Origin of the sequence: Runella sp. MFBS21, from assembly GCF_029433105.1 — a bacterium.
Lineage (GTDB): Bacteria > Bacteroidota > Bacteroidia > Cytophagales > Spirosomataceae > Runella.
Genome location: NZ_JARNTW010000004.1, coordinates 44,184 through 63,227, shown reverse-complemented (window position 1 = coordinate 63,227; position 19,044 = coordinate 44,184). Strand labels below are relative to the sequence as shown.

16 protein-coding genes are annotated in these 19,044 nt (G+C 41.9%); 13 read left to right on the top strand and 3 right to left on the bottom strand.

All coding sequences use genetic code 11. The features are described from left to right. Positions 1–10 precede the first annotated feature (10 nt). The 4 genes from P1X15_RS10645 to P1X15_RS10630 all read left to right on the top strand — a co-directional run bounded on the left by P1X15_RS10645 (position 11) and on the right by P1X15_RS10630 (position 2,350). A complete protein-coding gene (locus P1X15_RS10645; protein ID WP_028668339.1) occupies positions 11–592 on the top strand; it encodes a LemA family protein in 582 nt (193 codons plus the stop codon). A 70-nt stretch (positions 593–662) separates the two neighbouring features. After that, positions 663–1,097 carry a TPM domain-containing protein gene (locus P1X15_RS10640; RefSeq protein WP_277338117.1) on the top strand — a complete coding sequence of 145 codons (435 nt, stop codon included), beginning with the start codon at positions 663–665 and terminating at the stop codon, positions 1,095–1,097. Positions 1,098–1,149: 52 nt separating this feature from the next. Next, positions 1,150–1,908 carry a YgcG family protein gene (locus tag P1X15_RS10635; RefSeq protein WP_277338116.1) on the top strand — a complete coding sequence of 253 codons (759 nt, stop codon included), beginning with the start codon at positions 1,150–1,152 and terminating at the stop codon, positions 1,906–1,908. 16 nt (positions 1,909–1,924) lie between these two features. Then, positions 1,925–2,350, top strand: coding sequence for an NUDIX hydrolase (locus P1X15_RS10630; protein ID WP_277338114.1), 426 nt, complete (start codon positions 1,925–1,927; stop codon positions 2,348–2,350). Between the two features lie 72 nt (positions 2,351–2,422). On the opposite strand, the gene P1X15_RS10625 is transcribed toward P1X15_RS10630, so the two are convergent. After that, a complete protein-coding gene (locus P1X15_RS10625; protein ID WP_277338113.1) occupies positions 2,423–3,853 on the bottom strand; it encodes an aldehyde dehydrogenase family protein in 1,431 nt (476 codons plus the stop codon). A gap of 246 nt (positions 3,854–4,099) precedes the next feature. On the opposite strand from P1X15_RS10625, the gene P1X15_RS10620 reads away from it, so the two are divergent. Beyond that, on the top strand, positions 4,100–5,086 hold the full coding sequence (locus P1X15_RS10620) for a helix-turn-helix transcriptional regulator (protein ID WP_277338111.1): 987 nt from the start codon (positions 4,100–4,102) through the stop codon (positions 5,084–5,086). Positions 5,087–5,142: 56 nt separating this feature from the next. Further along, complete coding sequence (locus tag P1X15_RS10615) at positions 5,143–5,946, top strand: SDR family NAD(P)-dependent oxidoreductase (protein WP_277338110.1); 804 nt, start codon at positions 5,143–5,145, stop codon at positions 5,944–5,946. Between the two features lie 151 nt (positions 5,947–6,097). On the opposite strand, the gene P1X15_RS10610 is transcribed toward P1X15_RS10615, so the two are convergent. After that, positions 6,098–7,000 carry a trypsin-like peptidase domain-containing protein gene (locus P1X15_RS10610; protein ID WP_277338109.1) on the bottom strand — a complete coding sequence of 301 codons (903 nt, stop codon included), beginning with the start codon at positions 6,998–7,000 and terminating at the stop codon, positions 6,098–6,100. A 187-nt stretch (positions 7,001–7,187) separates the two neighbouring features. Continuing rightward, complete coding sequence (pckA, locus tag P1X15_RS10605) at positions 7,188–8,804, bottom strand: phosphoenolpyruvate carboxykinase (ATP) (protein WP_277338108.1); 1,617 nt, start codon at positions 8,802–8,804, stop codon at positions 7,188–7,190. Positions 8,805–9,116: 312 nt separating this feature from the next. Here pckA and P1X15_RS10600 point away from each other — a divergent pair, with 312 nt between their 5' ends. The 7 genes from P1X15_RS10600 (at position 9,117) to P1X15_RS10570 (ending at position 18,914) form a co-directional block, all read left to right on the top strand. Next, entirely contained in the window at positions 9,117–9,503 is a 387-nt protein-coding gene (locus tag P1X15_RS10600) for a hypothetical protein (protein WP_277338107.1), read from the top strand. Positions 9,504–9,631: 128 nt separating this feature from the next. Further along, positions 9,632–10,753, top strand: a complete 1,122-nt coding sequence (locus P1X15_RS10595; RefSeq protein WP_277338106.1) for an efflux RND transporter periplasmic adaptor subunit — start codon at positions 9,632–9,634, stop codon at positions 10,751–10,753. A gap of 43 nt (positions 10,754–10,796) precedes the next feature. Beyond that, positions 10,797–13,949: an efflux RND transporter permease subunit gene (locus P1X15_RS10590; RefSeq protein WP_277338105.1), complete on the top strand. Its 3,153-nt coding sequence runs from the start codon at positions 10,797–10,799 to the stop codon at positions 13,947–13,949. Further along, positions 13,942–15,390 (top strand): efflux transporter outer membrane subunit, encoded by a 1,449-nt coding sequence (locus tag P1X15_RS10585; RefSeq protein WP_277338104.1) that lies wholly within the window; start codon positions 13,942–13,944, stop codon positions 15,388–15,390. The genes P1X15_RS10590 and P1X15_RS10585 overlap by 8 nt, the downstream gene beginning before the upstream one ends. A gap of 139 nt (positions 15,391–15,529) precedes the next feature. Next, entirely contained in the window at positions 15,530–16,999 is a 1,470-nt protein-coding gene (locus P1X15_RS10580; RefSeq protein WP_277338103.1) for a peptide MFS transporter, read from the top strand. A gap of 4 nt (positions 17,000–17,003) precedes the next feature. Beyond that, positions 17,004–17,588 (top strand): 5-formyltetrahydrofolate cyclo-ligase, encoded by a 585-nt coding sequence (locus P1X15_RS10575; protein WP_277338102.1) that lies wholly within the window; start codon positions 17,004–17,006, stop codon positions 17,586–17,588. Between the two features lie 315 nt (positions 17,589–17,903). Then, positions 17,904–18,914: an aspartate-semialdehyde dehydrogenase gene (locus P1X15_RS10570; RefSeq protein ID WP_277338540.1), complete on the top strand. Its 1,011-nt coding sequence runs from the start codon at positions 17,904–17,906 to the stop codon at positions 18,912–18,914. Positions 18,915–19,044 lie beyond the last annotated feature (130 nt).

Genomic DNA, 19,044 nt, shown 5'->3' with positions numbered 1-19,044 from the left:
TAACATTACCATGTCAAAAACCACCATCATCGTTGTCGTTGTTCTTCTACTAGTTGGTATGTACGGATGTAGCACCTACAATGGCCTCGTAGGAAAAGACGAGACCGTCAACGGGGCTTGGGCAAAAGTACAAACTCAGTATCAACGACGGGCTGATTTGATTCCCAACTTAGTAAATACTGTAAAAGGAGCCGCCGATTTTGAAAAAAATACCCTTTCGGCTGTGATGGAAGCTCGTTCAAAAGCTACCTCTATTAATCTATCAGCTGAGCAGCTTACTCCCGAAAACATCCAGAAATTCCAAGCAGCTCAAGACCAGCTCAGTGGTACGCTGTCGCGATTGTTGGCTGTAGCCGAAAATTACCCCAACTTAAAAGCAAATCAGAACTTTTTGGATTTGCAAGCACAATTAGAAGGTACAGAAAACCGCATCAGTGTAGCTCGCAACGACTTCAATGATGTCGTAAAAGACTACAATCAGTCGGTTCGTACTTTTCCAGCGGCCTTGTTTGCAGGAATGTTTGGTTTCCAAGCTAAAGGATACTTTGAAGCTTCTCAAGCCGCTCAAACTGCTCCTAGCGTCAAATTCTAAGTAGTCTTAATTTATTTTATCATTTGCGGATTGAAGCAGAGTCTGCTCAATCCGCAATCTCTTTTTCAGTATGGAACATTTCTTTTTATCAGCCTCCGCACAAGAGCAAATCTTAGAGGCTATCCGCCAAGCAGAACTAGCTACCTCTGGCGAAATAAGAGTGCATATTGAAGGAAAATCCTTGGAGCCAGATGTGATAGAACGCGCCAAAGAAGTATTTGCAGAGTTGGGTATGAATCGTACTGAACTCAAAAACGGTGTGTTGTTTTATTTAGCCTATGAAGATCGTAAATTTGCGGTAATAGGCGACAAAGGCATCAATGAGCGTGTTCCTGACGATTTTTGGAACAGTACCCGTGATTTGATGCGAAGTCACTTTTCGAAACAGGAGTTTGCCCTTGGGCTGAGTAAAGGCATCGAAAAAGCAGGCCAACAGCTCAAAACGTACTTCCCTCGTCAAGATGACGATATCAATGAGCTTTCTGATGATATTTCTTTTGGTTAACTTCACATTTATCACTTGGCTCGTTTTTATAGAGAGAGTGATGTCAAGCCCTATGCGTTATCTACTTTTTATCTTTCTTTTTTGTTGTTCCAACTTGCTCCTAAGAGCTCAGAATATTCCCGACCCTATGTCGCCCAAGCGCTTGGTCAATGACTATGTGGGCATGCTCAACCGAACTGAATTAGAAACTCTCGAACAAAAACTTCGTGCTTACAACGACTCCACTTCTACCCAAATCACGGTAGTCGTCGTCAAAACTACGCAGCCTTATCCCGCAGGTGATTATGCTTTTGAGCTTGGCCGCCGATGGGGGGTAGGTCAGAAAGACAAAGACAATGGTCTGGTACTCCTCTGGGCTACCGACGACCGCAAGATTTTCATTGCTACGGGGCGAGGTTTAGAAGGGGCGATTCCTGACGTGATTGCAAAGCGAATCATAAGGGATGTCATTTCGCCTGATTTCAAAAACCAAATGTACTATCGTGGTCTCGACCAAGGCACCAGCGAAATCATCAAATATGCCACTGGCGAATACAAAGCAGACGGCAGTGAAAATGGTGATGGCGAAATTTCTGGGGCTTTGATTGTGTTTTTGATTATTTTCTTTATTATATTAATCATCATTATTTCACGCTCCAACAAAGGCGGTGGAGGCATGCGCAACCGCGGCGGAGGTTGGTATCCTTATACCACTTATTCGGGCTGGGGAAGTTCTTCTGGCAACTGGGGAAGCAGCGGCGGAGGAGGTAGCAGCTTTGGAGGATTTGGAGGTGGAGACTTTGGCGGTGGCGGCGCCGGTGGTGACTATTAATATAGAAGTATAATCTATGAAAGTAAGACCTTCAGCATTAATTATCGAAAACAATCATGTGCTCTTGCTACGCTACAATTACAGTGGCAATGATGTATTTGCTTTGCCTGGTGGCAACCCTGACCCCGGCGAAACGCTCGTTCAAGCCGTAGAACGCGAACTAAACGAAGAATTGGGAATAGATACCGAAATCGGTGAAATGCTCATGGCTGGAGAAGTATTGCTATCTCCCACCAAAGAAGATGTGCTGCATTGTGTATTTCAGGCGCAGATTATTGGGGGCATACCCATGCTCAATCCTTCCCATACCTCTGCATTGGAGGTATCTTGGAAACCTATTTCTAGTCTTAGTTTGCTCAATCTTTATCCCAATCTTGGGCGTTGTATTGCCTCAATGACAGGTGGCTACGTAGGACGTATCAATCAAGCTTTTTTTGAATAAAAAGCACTCATTGGTATAGTATTAAGGGCTAGTACACAAAATCTTCTTGGCCAGCCCTTAAGACTATTTTTACTAAAAATATTTGACAATTAAGTCCACTATACGTTTTACTTTTTCATGATAAGGAGGATACAAAAACTTCATCGCTCCAAACTGCCGTTTAGATACCCCTCTAAGATTACTCATTTCTTTGAAGCCAAAAAAGCCATTTGCTTTACCTATACCACTATTGTTGACACCCCCAAAAGGTAATTCTGGATGGCTAAATTGCAGCATCAAATCGTTGATTACCGAATCGCCCGCCCGAGTATTATTCAAAAAATAATCAATATTTTGGGGATTTTTGCTCTGAATATAAAGTGCTAGTGGCTTTTCTTTACCGTTGATATAGGCGACGACCTCTTCTTTTTGCTCATATGTAATAATGGGCAATACAGGGCCAAAAATCTCTTCTTGCATGATTTGCATATCGTCATGCACGCCTGTCAAAACAGTAGGCTCTATAAAATTCTCGGCTTCAATCATTTTTCCACCCAATTCGATTTCTGCCCCTTTTTCGAGAGCATCCTCAATATAGCTTTTTACCCGTCTAAAATGCCGTCTATTCACAATACGAGCATAACTTTCTGATTGCTCTATTCCTTTACTTTCAGGATTGAGCATTTGTTGGATTGCCTCTCGATAGGCACCTATAAAAGCCTCCTTTTGAGAAGTATGAATCATGACATAATCCACTGCAATACAGGTCTGCCCATTATTAAAGCATTTACTCCAAGCTGTAGCATAGGCTGCTTTTTTGACATCAGCCGTTTCATCAATGATATTGGGTGATTTCCCTCCCAACTCTAGCGTAACCGACGCCAAATACTCTGCAGCTGCTCGCATCACTACTTTCCCAACGGTGGGCATACCTGTAAAAAAGATATGATTGAAGGGCAATTTCAAGAGTTCAGTGGCCACTTCTACCTCTCCCTCAAATACTGCTACTTCATTTTGGGGGAAGAGTTCTTCAATCATGTTTTTTATAAAACCCGAAGTATGCGGTGTAAGCTCGGACGGCTTCAGCATTACCACATTTCCAGCAGCCACCGCCGCCACCAAAGGCTTGATTGCCAATGAAAAAGGATAATTCCAAGGAGAAATGATAAGTACATTACCTTTGGGTTCGTGCTTGATATAATTATATGTTCCAATGAGCCCTATGGGAGTAGGTACTCTTTGGGGTTTCATCCAACGTTTTAAATTGTTACATGCAAATTTAATCTCAGAAGTCACACTATACACTTCAGCCACTTGTACTTCAACGGCAGGCTTCCGAAAGTCTTTATACATGACTTTTTCTATTTCTTCCAAATGCGACATGATATAGTCCTGCATTCGTTTTAGTTTTTCGATGCGTTCTTTGGCATCTGTCAAAGCGATTTTGTGACTATTCTTTCGTTGTTCATCAAAAACACGTTTAAAGTCAGCCACGGATACGAGCGAGGTGTTGTCTACAAGCATAACTATCTGATTTTCAGAGAAAAAATCTCAATATTTTCAAATTTTGTGATGAGCGAAATATTCCTTAAAACCAATTCTTCCAACCAAAAACGGCGCCACAACGATATTTAGTGCCAATAAGCTCATTATTAGCGCATTTATAGAACATCAAAATCTCCCAAAAATACCATTTAAAATAGAATTCTTATGAGTTTTTAGTAAAACTGAATTTTCTGTACTTTTACTAAAATTTTTATCAAAGCCGTTATGAGTATTGTCAGCGACAACATGAAGTATCTGCGCAAATTGCACGGACTTACCCAAGACCAGTTTGCTCGCCGTGTAGGCATCAAACGAGCGTCGGTAGGAGCTTATGAAGAACAACGCGCCAATCCAAACATTGATGTACTCAAGGCTATGTCGAAGCTTTTTAGTGTATCAGTGGATGATTTGCTAAAAAAGGATCTTCGCAAAATCCGGGAGACGCCCAACCTAATCCCGATGGATAAGCCCTCCCACACTCCATTGGTAGCTGAACCTACACCCACCGAACCTCAAACACTGTCAAGTATTTTTGAGCAGTATTATACGCCTAGCTCAACGTCTCGCCCCGCCCCAACAGTAGTAGCTGCTCCTAAGCCTGTTGTACCACCTGAACCACCAAAAATAGTTGCTACGCCGCCACCCGTTTTTCAGACACCTTCCTTCAATAATGTCTATGAAAATACCAGTGGCGCTCACATCAATCAGACACCCACTATCGAAACCGAAAAAAGCAATTCTCCTACGATTCAATACGTCCGACGTAGCGATTTCAAAAATTATGCAGATAAGTTCAATCAAGGAGACTATCTCAAGCGGCTTCCCACCTTTCAATTTCCGCTCTTGGCAGAAGGTACTTATCGCGCCTTCGAATCGGGTGAAGATTTTGTGGTTCCACGAGCCTTGTTAGTGGGCCATTATATCAACAATTGGTACGACATTGCCGACGGCAAAATCTATATAATGGTGGCTCGAAATCTAGGAGTAGTGTGTAGGAGAGTATACAATCAAGTCAAAATCAAAGGAACGCTTCTGCTAAGCTCCGACAATGCTAGCATACCTACTTTTGAAGTACCCCTTAAAGATGTAATGGAAGTATGGGAAATTAAAGCATTTTTTAGTACTGTTTTGCCCGAACCCACCGTATCTTTGGACCATCTTAAACATCTGGTGAATCAGATGCAAGAGGAACTGAATCGAATCAAGAAGTAAAATGGCAAGTGACTCACCAATGAGGATCTCTTAACCATTAGCGATAAAACCCTCAAATGTCCAAAATCATTTTAATCACGGGTGCCTCCTCAGGAATTGGCCGTGTCACGGCCGAATACCTCACCCAAAAAGGCCATAAAGTATATGGTACGAGTCGTAAGGTTTTTACAGAAAGAGTGCCTTTCCAAACGCTTCTTATGGATGTAAATGACGAAGCCTCTGTCTATAAAGCTGTAAACCAATTACTCCAACAAGAAGATAAAATCGATATTTTAATAAATAATGCTGGTCTTGGAATCATAGGGGCATTGGAAGAAGTCCCCGACGAAATGATTGACCGGGTTTTTGATACTAATGTTCTAGGGGTACTACGTACTTGTAGAGCGGTATTGCCGGCAATGCGCAAACAAAATAATGGACTTATCATCAATGTAGGTTCGATTGCAGGACGAATGGGGCTTCCCTTCCGAGGAATCTATAGCGCAAGCAAAGCAGCTGTCGAGATTTTGACCGAAACATTGAGTATCGAACTCAAACCTTTCGGGATTCGAGCATGCAGTGTTTTACCGGGTGATGTCCGTACCAATATCAACTCCAATCGTCTTGTAGCCAAGCCTTTGCCTTCTTCTCCCTATCGGCAATTGGTAGCTCATATGAATACAATCGTCAATCATGAGGTAAGCACTGCCGAAGACCCTATTTATATCGCCAAAATCATCGAAAAAGCGATTAATAGCTCTACTCCCCAGATTCATTACATTGCAGGGCCTTTTCTCCAAAAGTTTTCGCTCTGGCTCAAACGCTTCCTACCTAGCCGATTTTTTGAGTATTTGCTAAGAGGAAATTATGGTTTGAAATAAATATCGGGACTGCGAGAACAATTAAATAATTTGAAAATGTAGCAACTTGAGGGCTTAAAATCTCACCAAAACCTTAATTGTCAACCACTTGCCAGAATCATTCTGAAGCGATTCGCTGCAATGATTGACACATTTTCAAATTACCCCATTTTTATTCTGGTCTTCTTTGGTAAAATTTCACATTTTGTTGTCTTAAAAAGTCTTTGATAATTTCGGCACTGATACACACTCCTACATGCAAGAAAGGGTGATTTGAGACTTTGGCTCGGTGAGTTCCAATCCATACATCTTGATTAATCATATCAAACCCCAAGTGCAAATGACGGGTCGACTGCTGCATTCCATAAATAATCCCGTGAGTATCAAACAAAGGTCCTCCGCTCTGACCTACCAATCCAGGCGTACTCATTTCTAAAGCATAAGGATAACCCGTTTCGTCTCCTATAAAACGAGTCAGAATACCGTCTATTGGAAAAGCGGGGGTAATATGCGGGGCATCAGGCGTCCATTCGATATCGTCTATATTGGCGTTATAACGGAAGTTTCTAAATTCTGAAAAAGGGAAACCCAAACGACACAAACTACGCCCTACCTCATACTCTTGTTTATCAGCCAAAAACTCTGCATAATGAGTATAAAAATAAGGGCCATCGCTCTGAAAATGTAAAAGTGCGAGGTCATATTTGGGGTGATAAGTGACATCAATTTGCGATAAATTACTAAAAGAATTGATGAAATTAACCTTTTGATTGACGATAGTCCCTAACTCCAAATTGAATTGCTGTTCTAGGCGTTGTATATGATAGGTATTGTGGGTATCCTTTAAATACTTATGAGATTGTCCTCTAAATTGATTATAATTTTGCTGAGTGATACCCATAGTTGCATTGACGATAATCTCCGCGACGTGTTTACAAGTTACTGCATATCCGTCTTCGTTGACAAAAAACATGGTAGCCGCCCCAGGAAGTACTTCCGATTGTTGATATAGTCTAGTAATGATATGAATAGGTCTAGTAAAAGCACTGACACGCTTGATAGCTTTAACAAACATTATTAAGGGAAATTATGATTTAAAATTCTTTCAAAAACTCACAAAGTTAAACAGCAATTCTTGTACCATAAACAACTAACTATCCTACTTCTCGGAAGCTTTAAGCTAAAAGTTATCACATTTGGACTTTCACAAAAAAGCCTACTACAATGGGTAGTAGGCTTTTGAATAAGCAAGACAAAGGCACTTATTTAGATCCTATAGGCCCTCCTGCCAATATTTGAGGACTTGCAAAGTCTTCAAATTTCATAAAGTTTTCTCTAAATAGCTCCGCTAAATGGAGTGCTGCATGATCATATGCTTCGGCACTTTCCCAAGTATCGCGGGGGTTCAATAACCCATCAGGTACCCCCGGACAAGAGGTAGGAATTTCCATCTGAAAAATAGGATGTTTGACAAATTCCACTTCATCTAGTTCACCTTTCAAAGCTGCCGCAATCATTGCTCTAGTATATGCCAACTTCATCCTTGCCCCTACTCCATAGCCTCCACCTGACCATCCCGTATTGATAAGCCATACTTTCACTTGGTATTTGTTGATTTTTTGACCTAATAAATCTGCATAGCGAGTAGGATGTAACGGCAAAAATGCCGCACCAAAACAAGCTGAAAAGGTAGCTTGGGGCTCCTTAACACCCATCTCAGTGCCAGCTACTTTGGCTGTATAACCTGAAATAAAATGATACATAGCCTGACCCGTAGTAAGCCGAGCAATAGGCGGTAATACCCCAAAAGCATCCGCCGCCAAAAAGAATATATTTTGGGGCATATCACCCTTCGATGGACGCATGATATTGGGTATAAAATCAATGGGGTAAGCCGTGCGCGTATTTTGGGTTACGGATCTGTCGGCATAATTAATGGTACGCGTTCCTTTCAAAAAACGGGTGTTTTCTACAATGGTCCCAAAACGAATTGCATCATAGATTTCGGGTTCTTTTTCTCGACTCAAGTCCACTACTTTGGCATAGCATCCGCCTTCAAAATTAAATATGGCATCATCCGCCCAACCATGTTCATCATCGCCAATAAGGGCGCGACTAGCATCTGCCGATAATGTGGTCTTGCCTGTTCCGGATAATCCAAAAAATAAAGCCGTATCCCCTTCTTTACCCACATTAGCCGAGCAATGCATCGAAAGCGTGCCGCGTTCGTGTGGTAGCTTATAGTTCAATACAGAAAATATACCTTTTTTCATTTCTCCTGCATAGCCCGTACCTCCAATCAAGATGATATTTTTAGATAGATTCAAAATGGCAAAATTTTCACTTCTTGTCCCGTCCACATGAGGTATTGCCTTAAATTCAGGAATATTGATAATCGTAAATTCAGTTTCAAACTTTGCCAATTCCTCCACACTAGGCCTTAGAAACATATTATGGCAAAACAAATTGTGCCAAGCCCACGTGTTAACAACCGTAATATTGATTCGATAATCAGCATGAGCACAAGCATATCCATGACGTACGTATACCTTCTTGTCGACCAAATAGTCTAACATTTTTTGATGAAGTGCGTCAAATTTTTGGGCATCAAAAGGGATATTTATATCACTCCACCAGACAGATTGCACTGTTTTATCATCAGAAACGATAAAGCGGTCTTGGGGTGACCTGCCCGTAAAAACGCCTGTATCTACCATCAAGGCACCTGTATCGGCCAGATAACCTTCTGCATTTAGAAGGCTCTGCTCAATCAATGCCGCAGGCGGTAAATTAAAAAAGATTTTTTGTACGGCACTTAGTCCTAGTCTGTTCTTTTGCTCTTCGGCCAAGGCCAAAGAGGGTTCTAATATAGTAGTCATGATTTTGGATTGTTTTGATGAAGTGATAGGCTCATGTAGGTCTTACAAAAATAGAACGTATTTTGAATTATAAAAATAACCAGCGGCGTTTTTTGCAAATTGAATAGGATTTTTTCAACCTTTCTCCAAACTACCAACAAGAACTCTAAAATAGAATGACTTTCATCAGAATTGACTAATTCCAAGACAAAAATCAGCCCCTTTAATATTAAATAGAGTATATCCCATAGATTTTATATCTTAAAAAATTTGGATTTTTTTAACATTATGTTAGCAAAAAAAATCCAATATTTTTTATATTTGCCCTAACACATGGAACCACTTAGCATCAAATATTACTTTCGAAGACTTATTTGTTGGATTTTGCTCCTGCAAATGGTAAATGTGTCTATTGACCCTATCGAAGATTTGAGCTTAGGCAGCACCCTAAAATTTTACCACCAAACCAAGGATTTATCCGAAGCAGCAAGTATGCTAGAGTGGGTGGCAGCCAATATCTTAGGGAGTAATTTTCCAGAAAGTGACAGCGAAAATAATTTTTTAGAAGAATTTAGTATTGGTATTGTTTGGCCACAATCAGAACTTAGATTTATCCACACCGGTGAAATAAAGGATTTCACCTCTCACTTTGGCCACTATATCAATAGCTTTATACCGCATTACATAGAGCCTCATTCCCCCCCCCCGAACAAGGCCTAGTATTCGTTTTTTGTCAAAACGGCTTCTTTTTGTATGACTTACAGGCACTTTACCTTCAGTGCCTGAAAAATCGTTTTTTTCGTTCTTTAACTTAATCCACTTTTGATCAATCAACCATTATTGTCTCTATGAGAAAACCATTCGTATGTTACACGATTGTTGGGTTGTGTATTATGGCATGTTCTAATCCACAGGAAAACGCCCAAAACACCCAAGAAAAATACCCCGTTATCAAACCTATTACGATCGATACAGTCTACCATACAGACTACGTCTCCGATATCAACTCTGTCAAAAACGTTGAGATTCGTGCTCGGGTAAAAGGCTATATCGAAAGTATCCATGTAGATGAAGGAAAAACTGTAAAAAAAGGCCAAGTGCTATTTAGGATCAGCAACCAAGAATATAAAGGCGACTTACTTCGGGCAACAGCCGTCCTAAAAAGTACTATTGCAGAAGCCAAAACCGCCGAGCTTGATTTGCAAAACGTAAAAAAACTCGTGGATAAAAATGTTGTATCAAAAACTGAATACGACATGGCTAAAGCTAAACTTGATGCTCTTAAAGCACGCATCGAAGAGGCTGAATCACAAGAACAAAGTGCTCATCTCAAACTGTCTTTTTCAGAAATCAAAGCACCCTTTGATGGCATTATCAACCGTATCCCCAACAAAATAGGAAGTCTTATTGATGAAGGTACCCTGCTGACGACGATTTCTGATAACCAAGAAGTCTACGCTTATTTTAATGTCTCAGAAAAAGAGTATCTCGAATTTGCGGCAAACAACAAGCAGCCTGATAATAAGAATCAGGTATCATTGATTTTGGCCAACAGTGAAGAACACCCCTACAAAGGATATGTCGAAACCATAGAAGGAGAATTTGACAACGCCACTGGAAGTATCGCATTCCGGGCGCGTTTTCCCAACCCTGAGCGTATTCTTAAACATGGTTCTAGTGGTAAAGTAAGGGTGCTACGTAAAGTAAAAAATGCACTCGTTATCCCCCAAAAATCTACGTTTGAGATTCAAGATAAAATCTATGTGTATGTAGTGGACAATCAAAACAAAGTCCAAATGCGAAGCTTCGTTCCTAAACTTCGGATGCCCCATTTGTATGTGCTAGAGTCGGGAATCAACCCAGACGATAAAATCATCTATGAGGGAATTCAAGACATGCGCGTTGGCATGGAAGTCAAACCCGAGATGCAATCGTTGGAGAAAATCCTTCCGCAACTGACGCAACAATAGTCTTTGTGTTATACTTATTGTCCCACACTAACACGTACAAATTATGTTTACCTTATTTATCAATAGGCCCGTCCTATCGATTGTTATATCAGTTATTATTACGTTGCTGGGAGTACTTGCGATGACACAACTCCCCGTCACGCAGTATCCTGACATCGCTCCGCCAGCAGTTACAGTAACTACCAAATACACCGGAGCCAACGCCGAAGCCTGTTCTAAGGCTGTAGTCACGCCCCTTGAGCGTGCTATCAATGGCGTACCCGGTATGACCTATATGACTTCCGTATCAGGCAATGACGGTACCAGTATCATTCAAGTGTATTTTAAAGTAGGAACTGACCCTGATTTAGCCTCTGTCAACGTTCAGACGCGGGTTGCAACCGTTCTTGACGAATTGCCAGAAGAAGTAATCAAAGCGGGGGTATCGACCGAAAAGGAAGTAAATAGTATGCTAATGTACATCAACCTCTTGAGCGAAGATACTACCGCCAATGAAGAGTTTTTGTACAACTTCGCCGACATCAACGTAGTGGCCGAATTAAAACGTGTTGATGGGGTAGGTTTTGCCAATATCATGGGGCAGCGTGAATACTCCATGCGGGTATGGCTCAAACCTGACCGTATGACGGTTTATAATGTTTCTGCCGATGATGTTATCTTGGCACTTCGCAATCAAAACGTAGAAGCCGCTCCCGGAAAAATCGGAGAAAGCTCAGGCCGAAAATCCCAATCGTTGCAATATGTACTTCGCTATACTGGGAAATTCACCTCACAAGAAGAATACGAAAATATCATCATCAAGGCCAATCCAAGCGGCGACATTTTACGACTCAAAGATATAGCAGATATAGAATTTGGATCGCTCAATTATAACGTCCTTTCCAAAGAAAACGGCCGACCATCTGCGGCTATTTTGCTCAAGCAGCGTCCTGGTTCAAACGCCAGTCAAGTGATTGCTAACATCAAAGAGAAAATGACAGAATTACAGAAGTCGTTTCCTCCCGGTATGAAATACACCATTAGCTACGATGTTTCGCGCTTTTTAGATGCCTCTATTCATGAAGTAATCAAAACCCTCATCGAAGCCTTCATATTAGTAGCACTGGTGGTATTTATTTTCTTACAAGATTTTCGTTCTACCCTCATTCCAGCATTGGCCGTACCTGTCTCGCTCATTGGGACTTTCTTCTTTATGCAAATGTTTGGGTTTTCTATTAATCTCCTTACATTGTTTGCATTGGTATTGGCGATTGGAATCGTGGTAGACAACGCCATCGTGGTCGTAGAAGCTGTACATGCCAAAATGGAAGAAAAAGGGCTCAAAGCCAAAGAAGCTACCATAGAAGCCATGGACGAAATCAGCGGAGCAATTGTAGCAATTACCCTTGTTATGACGGCGGTATTTGTTCCAGTTGCTTTCATGGACGGGCCTGCGGGGGTGTTCTACCGTCAATTCTCCATTACAATGGCTATTTCAATTGTGATTTCGGGCGTCAACGCTCTCACGCTTACGCCTGCGCTGTGTGCGATTATGCTCAAAAGCCACCACGGACAAAAAGCCACTTTACTCACACGTTTTTTTGACGGATTCAACAACTGGTACAATGGGGTCTCTGACCGCTACAAATCACTCATCAACGCCATTGCCAATCGCCGCGTAATTACTTTTGGTATGTTGGTCTTCTTTATCGCTGCTACCTGGGGGACCAGTACGATTTTGCCGTCGGGTTTTATCCCTACAGAAGATCAAGGTACAATCTATGCCAACATCACTACTCCTTCGGGGGCAACCCTCGAACGTACAGAAACCGTAGTAGACGAAATCGAGAAAGTAAGCCTCAAACTCGACGCTGTGGAATCTATTTCTACTCTGTCTGGCTTTAGTTTGATGACCGACGGAGCGGGGGCTTCCTTTGGAATGGGAATGATGAACCTCAAACCTTGGGAAAGCCGTAAAGAATCCGTAGATGACGTCATTGCTTTGTTGACCGAAAAAACCAAACACATCAAAGACGCCGACATTCAGTTTTTCCCACCTCCTGCTGTACCTGGTTACGGAAACGCCAGTGGTTTTGAGTTTCGTATCCAAGACCGCACAGGGAGCGGCAACCTACAGGCGATGGAAAAAGTAACTAAATCTTTTATTGAAGAACTCAACAAACGCCCCGAAGTAGTCAATGCATTTACGAGTTACGATGCGAGTTTTCCGCAATACTTAATCCACGTTGACAACGAAAAAGCCGCCCAAAAAGGTGTCTCTATCGACAATGCCATGAACAACCTCCAATCATTGATTGGTAGTTTTTATGCTACAAACTTCATTCGTTTTGGTCAAATGTACAAAGTGATGGTACAAGCCTCGCCCGAATATCGGATGCAACCCGAAGATATTCTCAAACTGTACGTCAAAAATACCGAAGGCGAAATGGTGCCGTACTCAGCCTTTGTAAGAACCGAACGCGTATTTGGGCCTGAGCAGCTTACGCGTTACAATATGTTTACGGCTGCTATGATCAACGGAGAAGCAGCCCCTGGCTTTAGTAGTAGTGATGCTATCCGAGCTATTCAGGAAGTAGCCGCTCAAAAACTTCCGAAAGGCTATACCTACGAATGGTCAGGCATGACCCGCGACGAAATTCTCTCGGGCGACCAAGCCATTTATATTTTCATCATTTGTTTGATATTTGTTTATTTGCTGCTAGCGGCTCAATATGAGAGCTTTTTGCTACCACTACCTGTACTTTTATCGCTTCCAACAGGGGTATTTGGTGCCTTTTTCTTTTTGGCAGTTTTGGGATTACAAAACAACATTTACGCCCAAGTCGCACTCGTGATGCTGATTGGTCTGTTAGGGAAAAATGCAATCTTGATTGTAGAGTTTGCCATCCTAAAACGCAGCGAAGGCTATACTCCACTGCAAGCGGCTATCGAAGGGGCAGCATCTCGTTTGCGCCCTATCCTGATGACTTCTTTTGCATTTATTGCGGGTTTGATTCCATTGATGATGGCGTCAGGAGCAGGTGCTATTGGCAACAAAACCATCGGTACTGCCGCTGCAGGCGGGATGCTCTTTGGAACTGTTTTCGGGGTTATTATCATCCCTGGGCTATATGTCATTTTTGCTACCCTCTCAGAACGTTTTTCAAATCCAAAGAAAAAGAAAGCAGTATATTTAAATCAAGAAGTTGATGCGTAACCTAACATATAAAATCCCCACCTTACTTGTTCTGACTATTGGCCTCTTTTTTACAGGCTGTAAAACCCTAAAAACACCAGAACAATTACCTATTTTACCCACTGTACCCGAAGCCTATAATATCACTAAAAGTGACGTAAATTCGGCAGATATTTTATGGAGAGATTATTTTTCGGATACAACATTAGTGAGTTTGATTGAGGAAGCCCTCAAAAACAACTTGGACTTACTAATAACATCCCAACGGATTGAAATGGGACGTGCCCAAATTGAGCGCGCAAAAGGACTCACGCAGCCCTTTGTTACAGGAGGTGGCTCGGCGGGTCAACGACGCTTTGGAAAATACACCATGGACGGTGTCGGAAATTTTGACACCAATTTTTCTAACAACATTAGCGATGAACAAAAAATCCCTCAATACCTACCCGATTTCAATATAGGTCTCCAGAGCTCATGGGAAATTGACGTTTGGGGGAAACTAAAAGCAATTAAAGAATCGTCTTTGTCGCGCTATTTGGCCACGGTCGAGGGACGCAACTTTATAGTTACTAATCTAATTGCTGATATTGCGATTGCCTATTATGAGCTACTAGGGTTTGAAAGTGAACTTGATATTGTTCGGGAAACCATCAATCTGCAAGACAATGAGCTAACCCTCATCAAGGTTCAGAAAGACGCTGGACGCGCTACCGAACTCGCCGTTAATCAGTTTGAGGCACAGCTTCTCAACTCTAAAGCGCTTGAAGCGGAAATTTTGCAGCGAATTACGGAAATCGAAAATAGGATTAATTTTTTGATGGGGCGCTACCCACAGCCGATTCTTAAAAATAAATCTCTTTTTTCGAAATCACTTCCCAATCAAATATTGGTGGGGATTCCAGGCGATTTATTGAAAAATCGCCCCGATATCAAACAAGCAGAATACGAGCTAGCAGCTACCAAGGCAGATGTTTTTGTAGCCAAGGCCTCGTTTTATCCTTCGCTCAATATCGCAGCTACTTTGGGTTTACAATCATTCAATCCTAAGTTCTTGATTTCGCCTCAGTCTATTGCTTATAATATTTTGGGAGGTCTGGCGGCACCGCTCTTCAATAAAAGCGCCCTCAAAGCAGACCTCAAAACCGCCCGTGCTATTCAAATAGAAGCCTTGTACAATTACCAAAAAACGCTCTTGAATGGATATTTCGAAGTATATAATCAGATGGTGCAAATCAATAACCTTGAAAAAATTTATCGTCTCAAAAATTCGGAGGCTAGGGTATTAGATTTATCCATTCAAACGGCTTCAGAGCTATTCACAACTGGTAGAGCGACTTATTTGGAGGTGATTTTGAACCGTAAAAATGCCCTACAATCCAAAATAGAACTTATAGACGTAAGGCGCCGACAGTACAATGCCGTTATTAATATCTATCGGGCATTGGGAGGAGGATGGAAATAAGAAGCAGATTTGGGTAACGTACAAATAATTAGGCTTTTTTTTTACATTTGCGTTATGTAGGCATAGTCATAGGTTGATAAAATCATCTAAGTGACTATGCCTAATTATCCTTTTCAACACAACTAAACCAACCTTCTCTATGACTGAAAAGACTTTATTTGGCCACCCCAAGGGTCTATTTGTTTTATTTTTTACCGAAATGTGGGAGCGTTTTTCCTACTATGGCATGCGAGCTATTCTTCTGCTGTTTTTACTAGATAAAACCAATGGCGGCATGGGGCTCAACGAAGGAGAAGGAGGTGCGATTTACGGATTATATACTTTTTCGGTTTATTTATTGTCATTACCAGGCGGGTGGCTAGCCGACAATGTACTAGGACAGCGTAAAGCCATTTGGTATGGTGGTATCGCTATTATGTTGGGACATATCGTGTTGGCCTTTCCGGCGGGAGAGGCTGTGTTTTTTGCAGGTCTAGCCTTAGTAGCAATCGGTACTGGACTTCTCAAACCCAACATCAGCTCTATCGTAAGTGAATTATACCCTGAAGGAGGTGCTATCAGAGACGCAGCCTTTTCCATTTTTTATATGGGTATCAATCTTGGCTCTTTTCTAGGCATTACGATTGTGGGTTATTTGGGACAAAAAGTAGGCTGGCATTATGGCTTTGGAGCAGCAGCAGTGGCGATGTTTTTAGGGTTGCTGGTCTATCGTATTTTTGCGCAGCCTTACCTTAAAGAAAAAGGTATGACGCCCAAATTAGCAGAAGAGAAAAAAGAAGCCAAAAAAACCAATCCTTTATCGTGGATACTAATTGCCGCGCTATTAGTGTTTGTTCTTGTTTTACAATTCAACGGTACTTTTACTTGGAATAGTAAATCTGGCGTAGCTACTTCGATGGGAATCATTGCGGTAGCAGTTGTAATTATTTATTTTGCTAATTTACTCTTTGCTTCCAATCTTTCTAAAATTGAAATGAAACGCATTGTAATACTTTTCATTTTGTTTTGGGGTGCGGTATTGTTTTGGGCAGGATTCGAACAGCAAGGGTCATCACTTCAAATATTTGCCGACCGTTACTCTGAACTTCCTTTTGGGATGCCTTCTAGTTGGTTCCAAAACTTCAATCCTTTTTATATCTTAGTATTTGCCCCTATATTAGGTAGTATATGGGTATTTCTAGAAAAGAAAAAACTCAACCCTCCTTTGCTGGTCAAATTTGCGATAGGCTTGTTTTTACTAGGCTTTGGCTACTATCTCATGGTATGGGGCGCCAAAGTAGCCCTTACGGGAGTAAAAGCCTCTGCTTTTGTACTGATTTTCACTTACTTATTTCATACCTTAGGGGAGCTTTGTCTCAGTCCTGTGGGTTTGAGCGCTTATACTAAATTAGCTCCTAAAAAATACCTGAGCCAACTCATGGGGATTTGGTTTGTAGCGGCTGCCTTGGGGAATTTGTTTGCGGGTCTATTTGCTGGCGGTTTTGACGAAGAAAACGTCCAACAAATGCCTCAGATGTTTATGAGTATCGTTTGGTTTTGTATTGTTGTAGGAGGAATTATACTCATTCTTCAACGCCCATTAAAAGACTGGATGGGCGGAATCAAGTAAAATTATGACAAAACAAGAGCTGCGCCGCCTTTTTTCTGAACGTCGCCAAGCCTTGGCTCACTCTGAGGTGTTGGAGGGAAGCAAGGCGATTGCGCAGCTTTTTTTTACCCATTTTGCAGTAGAACAACTCAAAGCTGTACACGCTTATCTGCCAATCAAACGGCTCAATGAAGTCGATACTTTCCCTATTATTTATACACTCCAAGAAAAATACCTCAAAACCCAAATAGCTGTTCCACGGACGATACCCGATACCCCCGAAATGGAGCATTATCAATGGCTACCTGATATGACCCTTGTCATGAACCAATGGGGAATTCTGGAACCCGACCCTCATCATAGCCTTAGATACAATATCCGTAATATCGACCTTGTACTGCTACCACTGTTGGCATTTGACTTACAAGGCTATCGAGTAGGATATGGCAAAGGATTTTATGATCGTTTTTTGGCTCAATGCCACCCTAAGGTCTTAAAGGTCGGGGTTTCGCTTTTTGAGCCTATTGCTCGTATCGACGACCTCAACCCTTTCGACATACGCATGGATTACTGTATTACTCCTACCAAAATATGGACGTGGAGAACATAATTTTCAATTTTTCAAAGGTCTTTTTACCATTTTGGCAAACAATCAAGGCTTTTATTGTAAAAAAGGCATTCTTTTTCTTGCTTAATTTTAAAGTTTGAATTTAATTTGCACCCACATTTTTATCGTCACTGTGAACACAAAGAAATCTAAATAGACACGCGGAGCCAGATGGGAAATTGACCCCACCTAGCCAGCGTGTTTGTCCAGATTCTTAACCTTCACGGTGACGATTTTTTTTTGCCCCCACCCCCGATGGGAGCATCTCTAATCACTCTAAAAGCACTCTCCCGTCGGGGGCTGGAGGCCAAAACCATCATGAAAATCGCAGTAGTAGGCGCTACCGGTTTGGTAGGCAGCGAAATCCTCAAAGTACTCGAAGAACGCAACTTCCCCGTAACAGAACTCATTCCGGTTGCATCAGAAAGATCCGTAGGTAAACAGGTCACGTTCAAGGGTAAGCAGTACACCATTGTTAGCTTTGAAGATGCCATTGCAGCAAAGCCAGCTATCGCTATTTTTTCGGCAGGTGGGGGAACCTCCTTGGCACTCGCTCCTAAATTTGCCGAAGCGGGCATTACGGTAGTCGACAACTCATCGGCTTGGCGGATGGACCCTACCAAAAAATTGGTAGTACCTGAAATCAACGCTTTTACGTTAACTAAAGAAGACAAAATCATTGCTAACCCCAACTGCTCAACTATCCAGATGGTGGTAGTACTGAACCCTTTACACAAGCGTTATGGTATCAAGCGTGTGGTGGTTTCGACTTACCAATCCGTGACCGGAACAGGGAAAGCCGCAGTAGATCAACTATTTGCAGAGCGTAAAGGGGATACTAGCGTAGAAAAAGTATACCCTCACCCTATCGACCTCAACGTATTGCCTCACATTGATGTTTTCTTGGACAATGGTTATACCAAAGAAGAAATGAAGATGACCAATGAGACCAAGAAAATCATGATGGACGATAATATCGCCGTTACTGCTACTACTGTGCGCATCCCTACTATCGGCGGTCACTCAGAGGCAGTCAATATAGAATTTGAAAATGAGTTTGACCTCAATGAAGTCTACGAAATCTTGGGCCAAGCCGAAGGCGTGGTGATTCAAGATGACCCAAAAAATAAAATATACCCCATGCCTCTGACCGCCCACGGTAAAGACGAGACATTTGTGGGGCGTATCCGCCGCGACGAGTCACAGCCCAAAACCCTCAATCTCTGGATTGTGGCCGATAATCTCCGTAAAGGAGCTGCCACCAACGCCGTTCAGATTGCGGAATATTTGGTAAAACACAACTTAGTGGAAGAAGCCGAATTGGTATAAATCCTCCTCATACTTAAAAGCCTGCTGAATATCAGCAGGCTTTTTTTATGAATTTTATTTCGCTCTTCCCAATAGGTTTCCGAACTTTGCGTTATTTTCCTGTATTACGGCACGGATTGTGCGTTTTATG

Excerpts from the sequence above, each read along its gene's own strand:
- P1X15_RS10640 (WP_277338117.1), top strand. The coding sequence starts at position 663 with ATGGAACATTTCTTTTTATCAGCCTCCGCACAAGAGCAAATCTTAGAG.
- P1X15_RS10630 (WP_277338114.1), top strand. The coding sequence starts at position 1,925 with ATGAAAGTAAGACCTTCAGCATTAATTATCGAAAACAATCATGTGCTC.
- P1X15_RS10600 (WP_277338107.1), top strand. The coding sequence starts at position 9,117 with ATGGAACCACTTAGCATCAAATATTACTTTCGAAGACTTATTTGTTGG.
- P1X15_RS10575 (WP_277338102.1), top strand. The coding sequence starts at position 17,004 with ATGACAAAACAAGAGCTGCGCCGCCTTTTTTCTGAACGTCGCCAAGCC.
- P1X15_RS10645 (WP_028668339.1), top strand. The coding sequence starts at position 11 with ATGTCAAAAACCACCATCATCGTTGTCGTTGTTCTTCTACTAGTTGGT.
- P1X15_RS10615 (WP_277338110.1), top strand. The coding sequence starts at position 5,143 with ATGTCCAAAATCATTTTAATCACGGGTGCCTCCTCAGGAATTGGCCGT.
- P1X15_RS10625 (WP_277338113.1), bottom strand. The coding sequence starts at position 3,853 with ATGCTTGTAGACAACACCTCGCTCGTATCCGTGGCTGACTTTAAACGT.
- pckA (WP_277338108.1), bottom strand. The coding sequence starts at position 8,804 with ATGACTACTATATTAGAACCCTCTTTGGCCTTGGCCGAAGAGCAAAAG.
- P1X15_RS10585 (WP_277338104.1), top strand. The coding sequence starts at position 13,942 with ATGCGTAACCTAACATATAAAATCCCCACCTTACTTGTTCTGACTATT.
- P1X15_RS10595 (WP_277338106.1), top strand. The coding sequence starts at position 9,632 with ATGAGAAAACCATTCGTATGTTACACGATTGTTGGGTTGTGTATTATG.
- P1X15_RS10635 (WP_277338116.1), top strand. The coding sequence starts at position 1,150 with ATGCGTTATCTACTTTTTATCTTTCTTTTTTGTTGTTCCAACTTGCTC.
- P1X15_RS10610 (WP_277338109.1), bottom strand. The coding sequence starts at position 7,000 with ATGTTTGTTAAAGCTATCAAGCGTGTCAGTGCTTTTACTAGACCTATT.
- P1X15_RS10620 (WP_277338111.1), top strand. The coding sequence starts at position 4,100 with ATGAGTATTGTCAGCGACAACATGAAGTATCTGCGCAAATTGCACGGA.
- P1X15_RS10580 (WP_277338103.1), top strand. The coding sequence starts at position 15,530 with ATGACTGAAAAGACTTTATTTGGCCACCCCAAGGGTCTATTTGTTTTA.
- P1X15_RS10570 (WP_277338540.1), top strand. The coding sequence starts at position 17,904 with ATGAAAATCGCAGTAGTAGGCGCTACCGGTTTGGTAGGCAGCGAAATC.
- P1X15_RS10590 (WP_277338105.1), top strand. The coding sequence starts at position 10,797 with ATGTTTACCTTATTTATCAATAGGCCCGTCCTATCGATTGTTATATCA.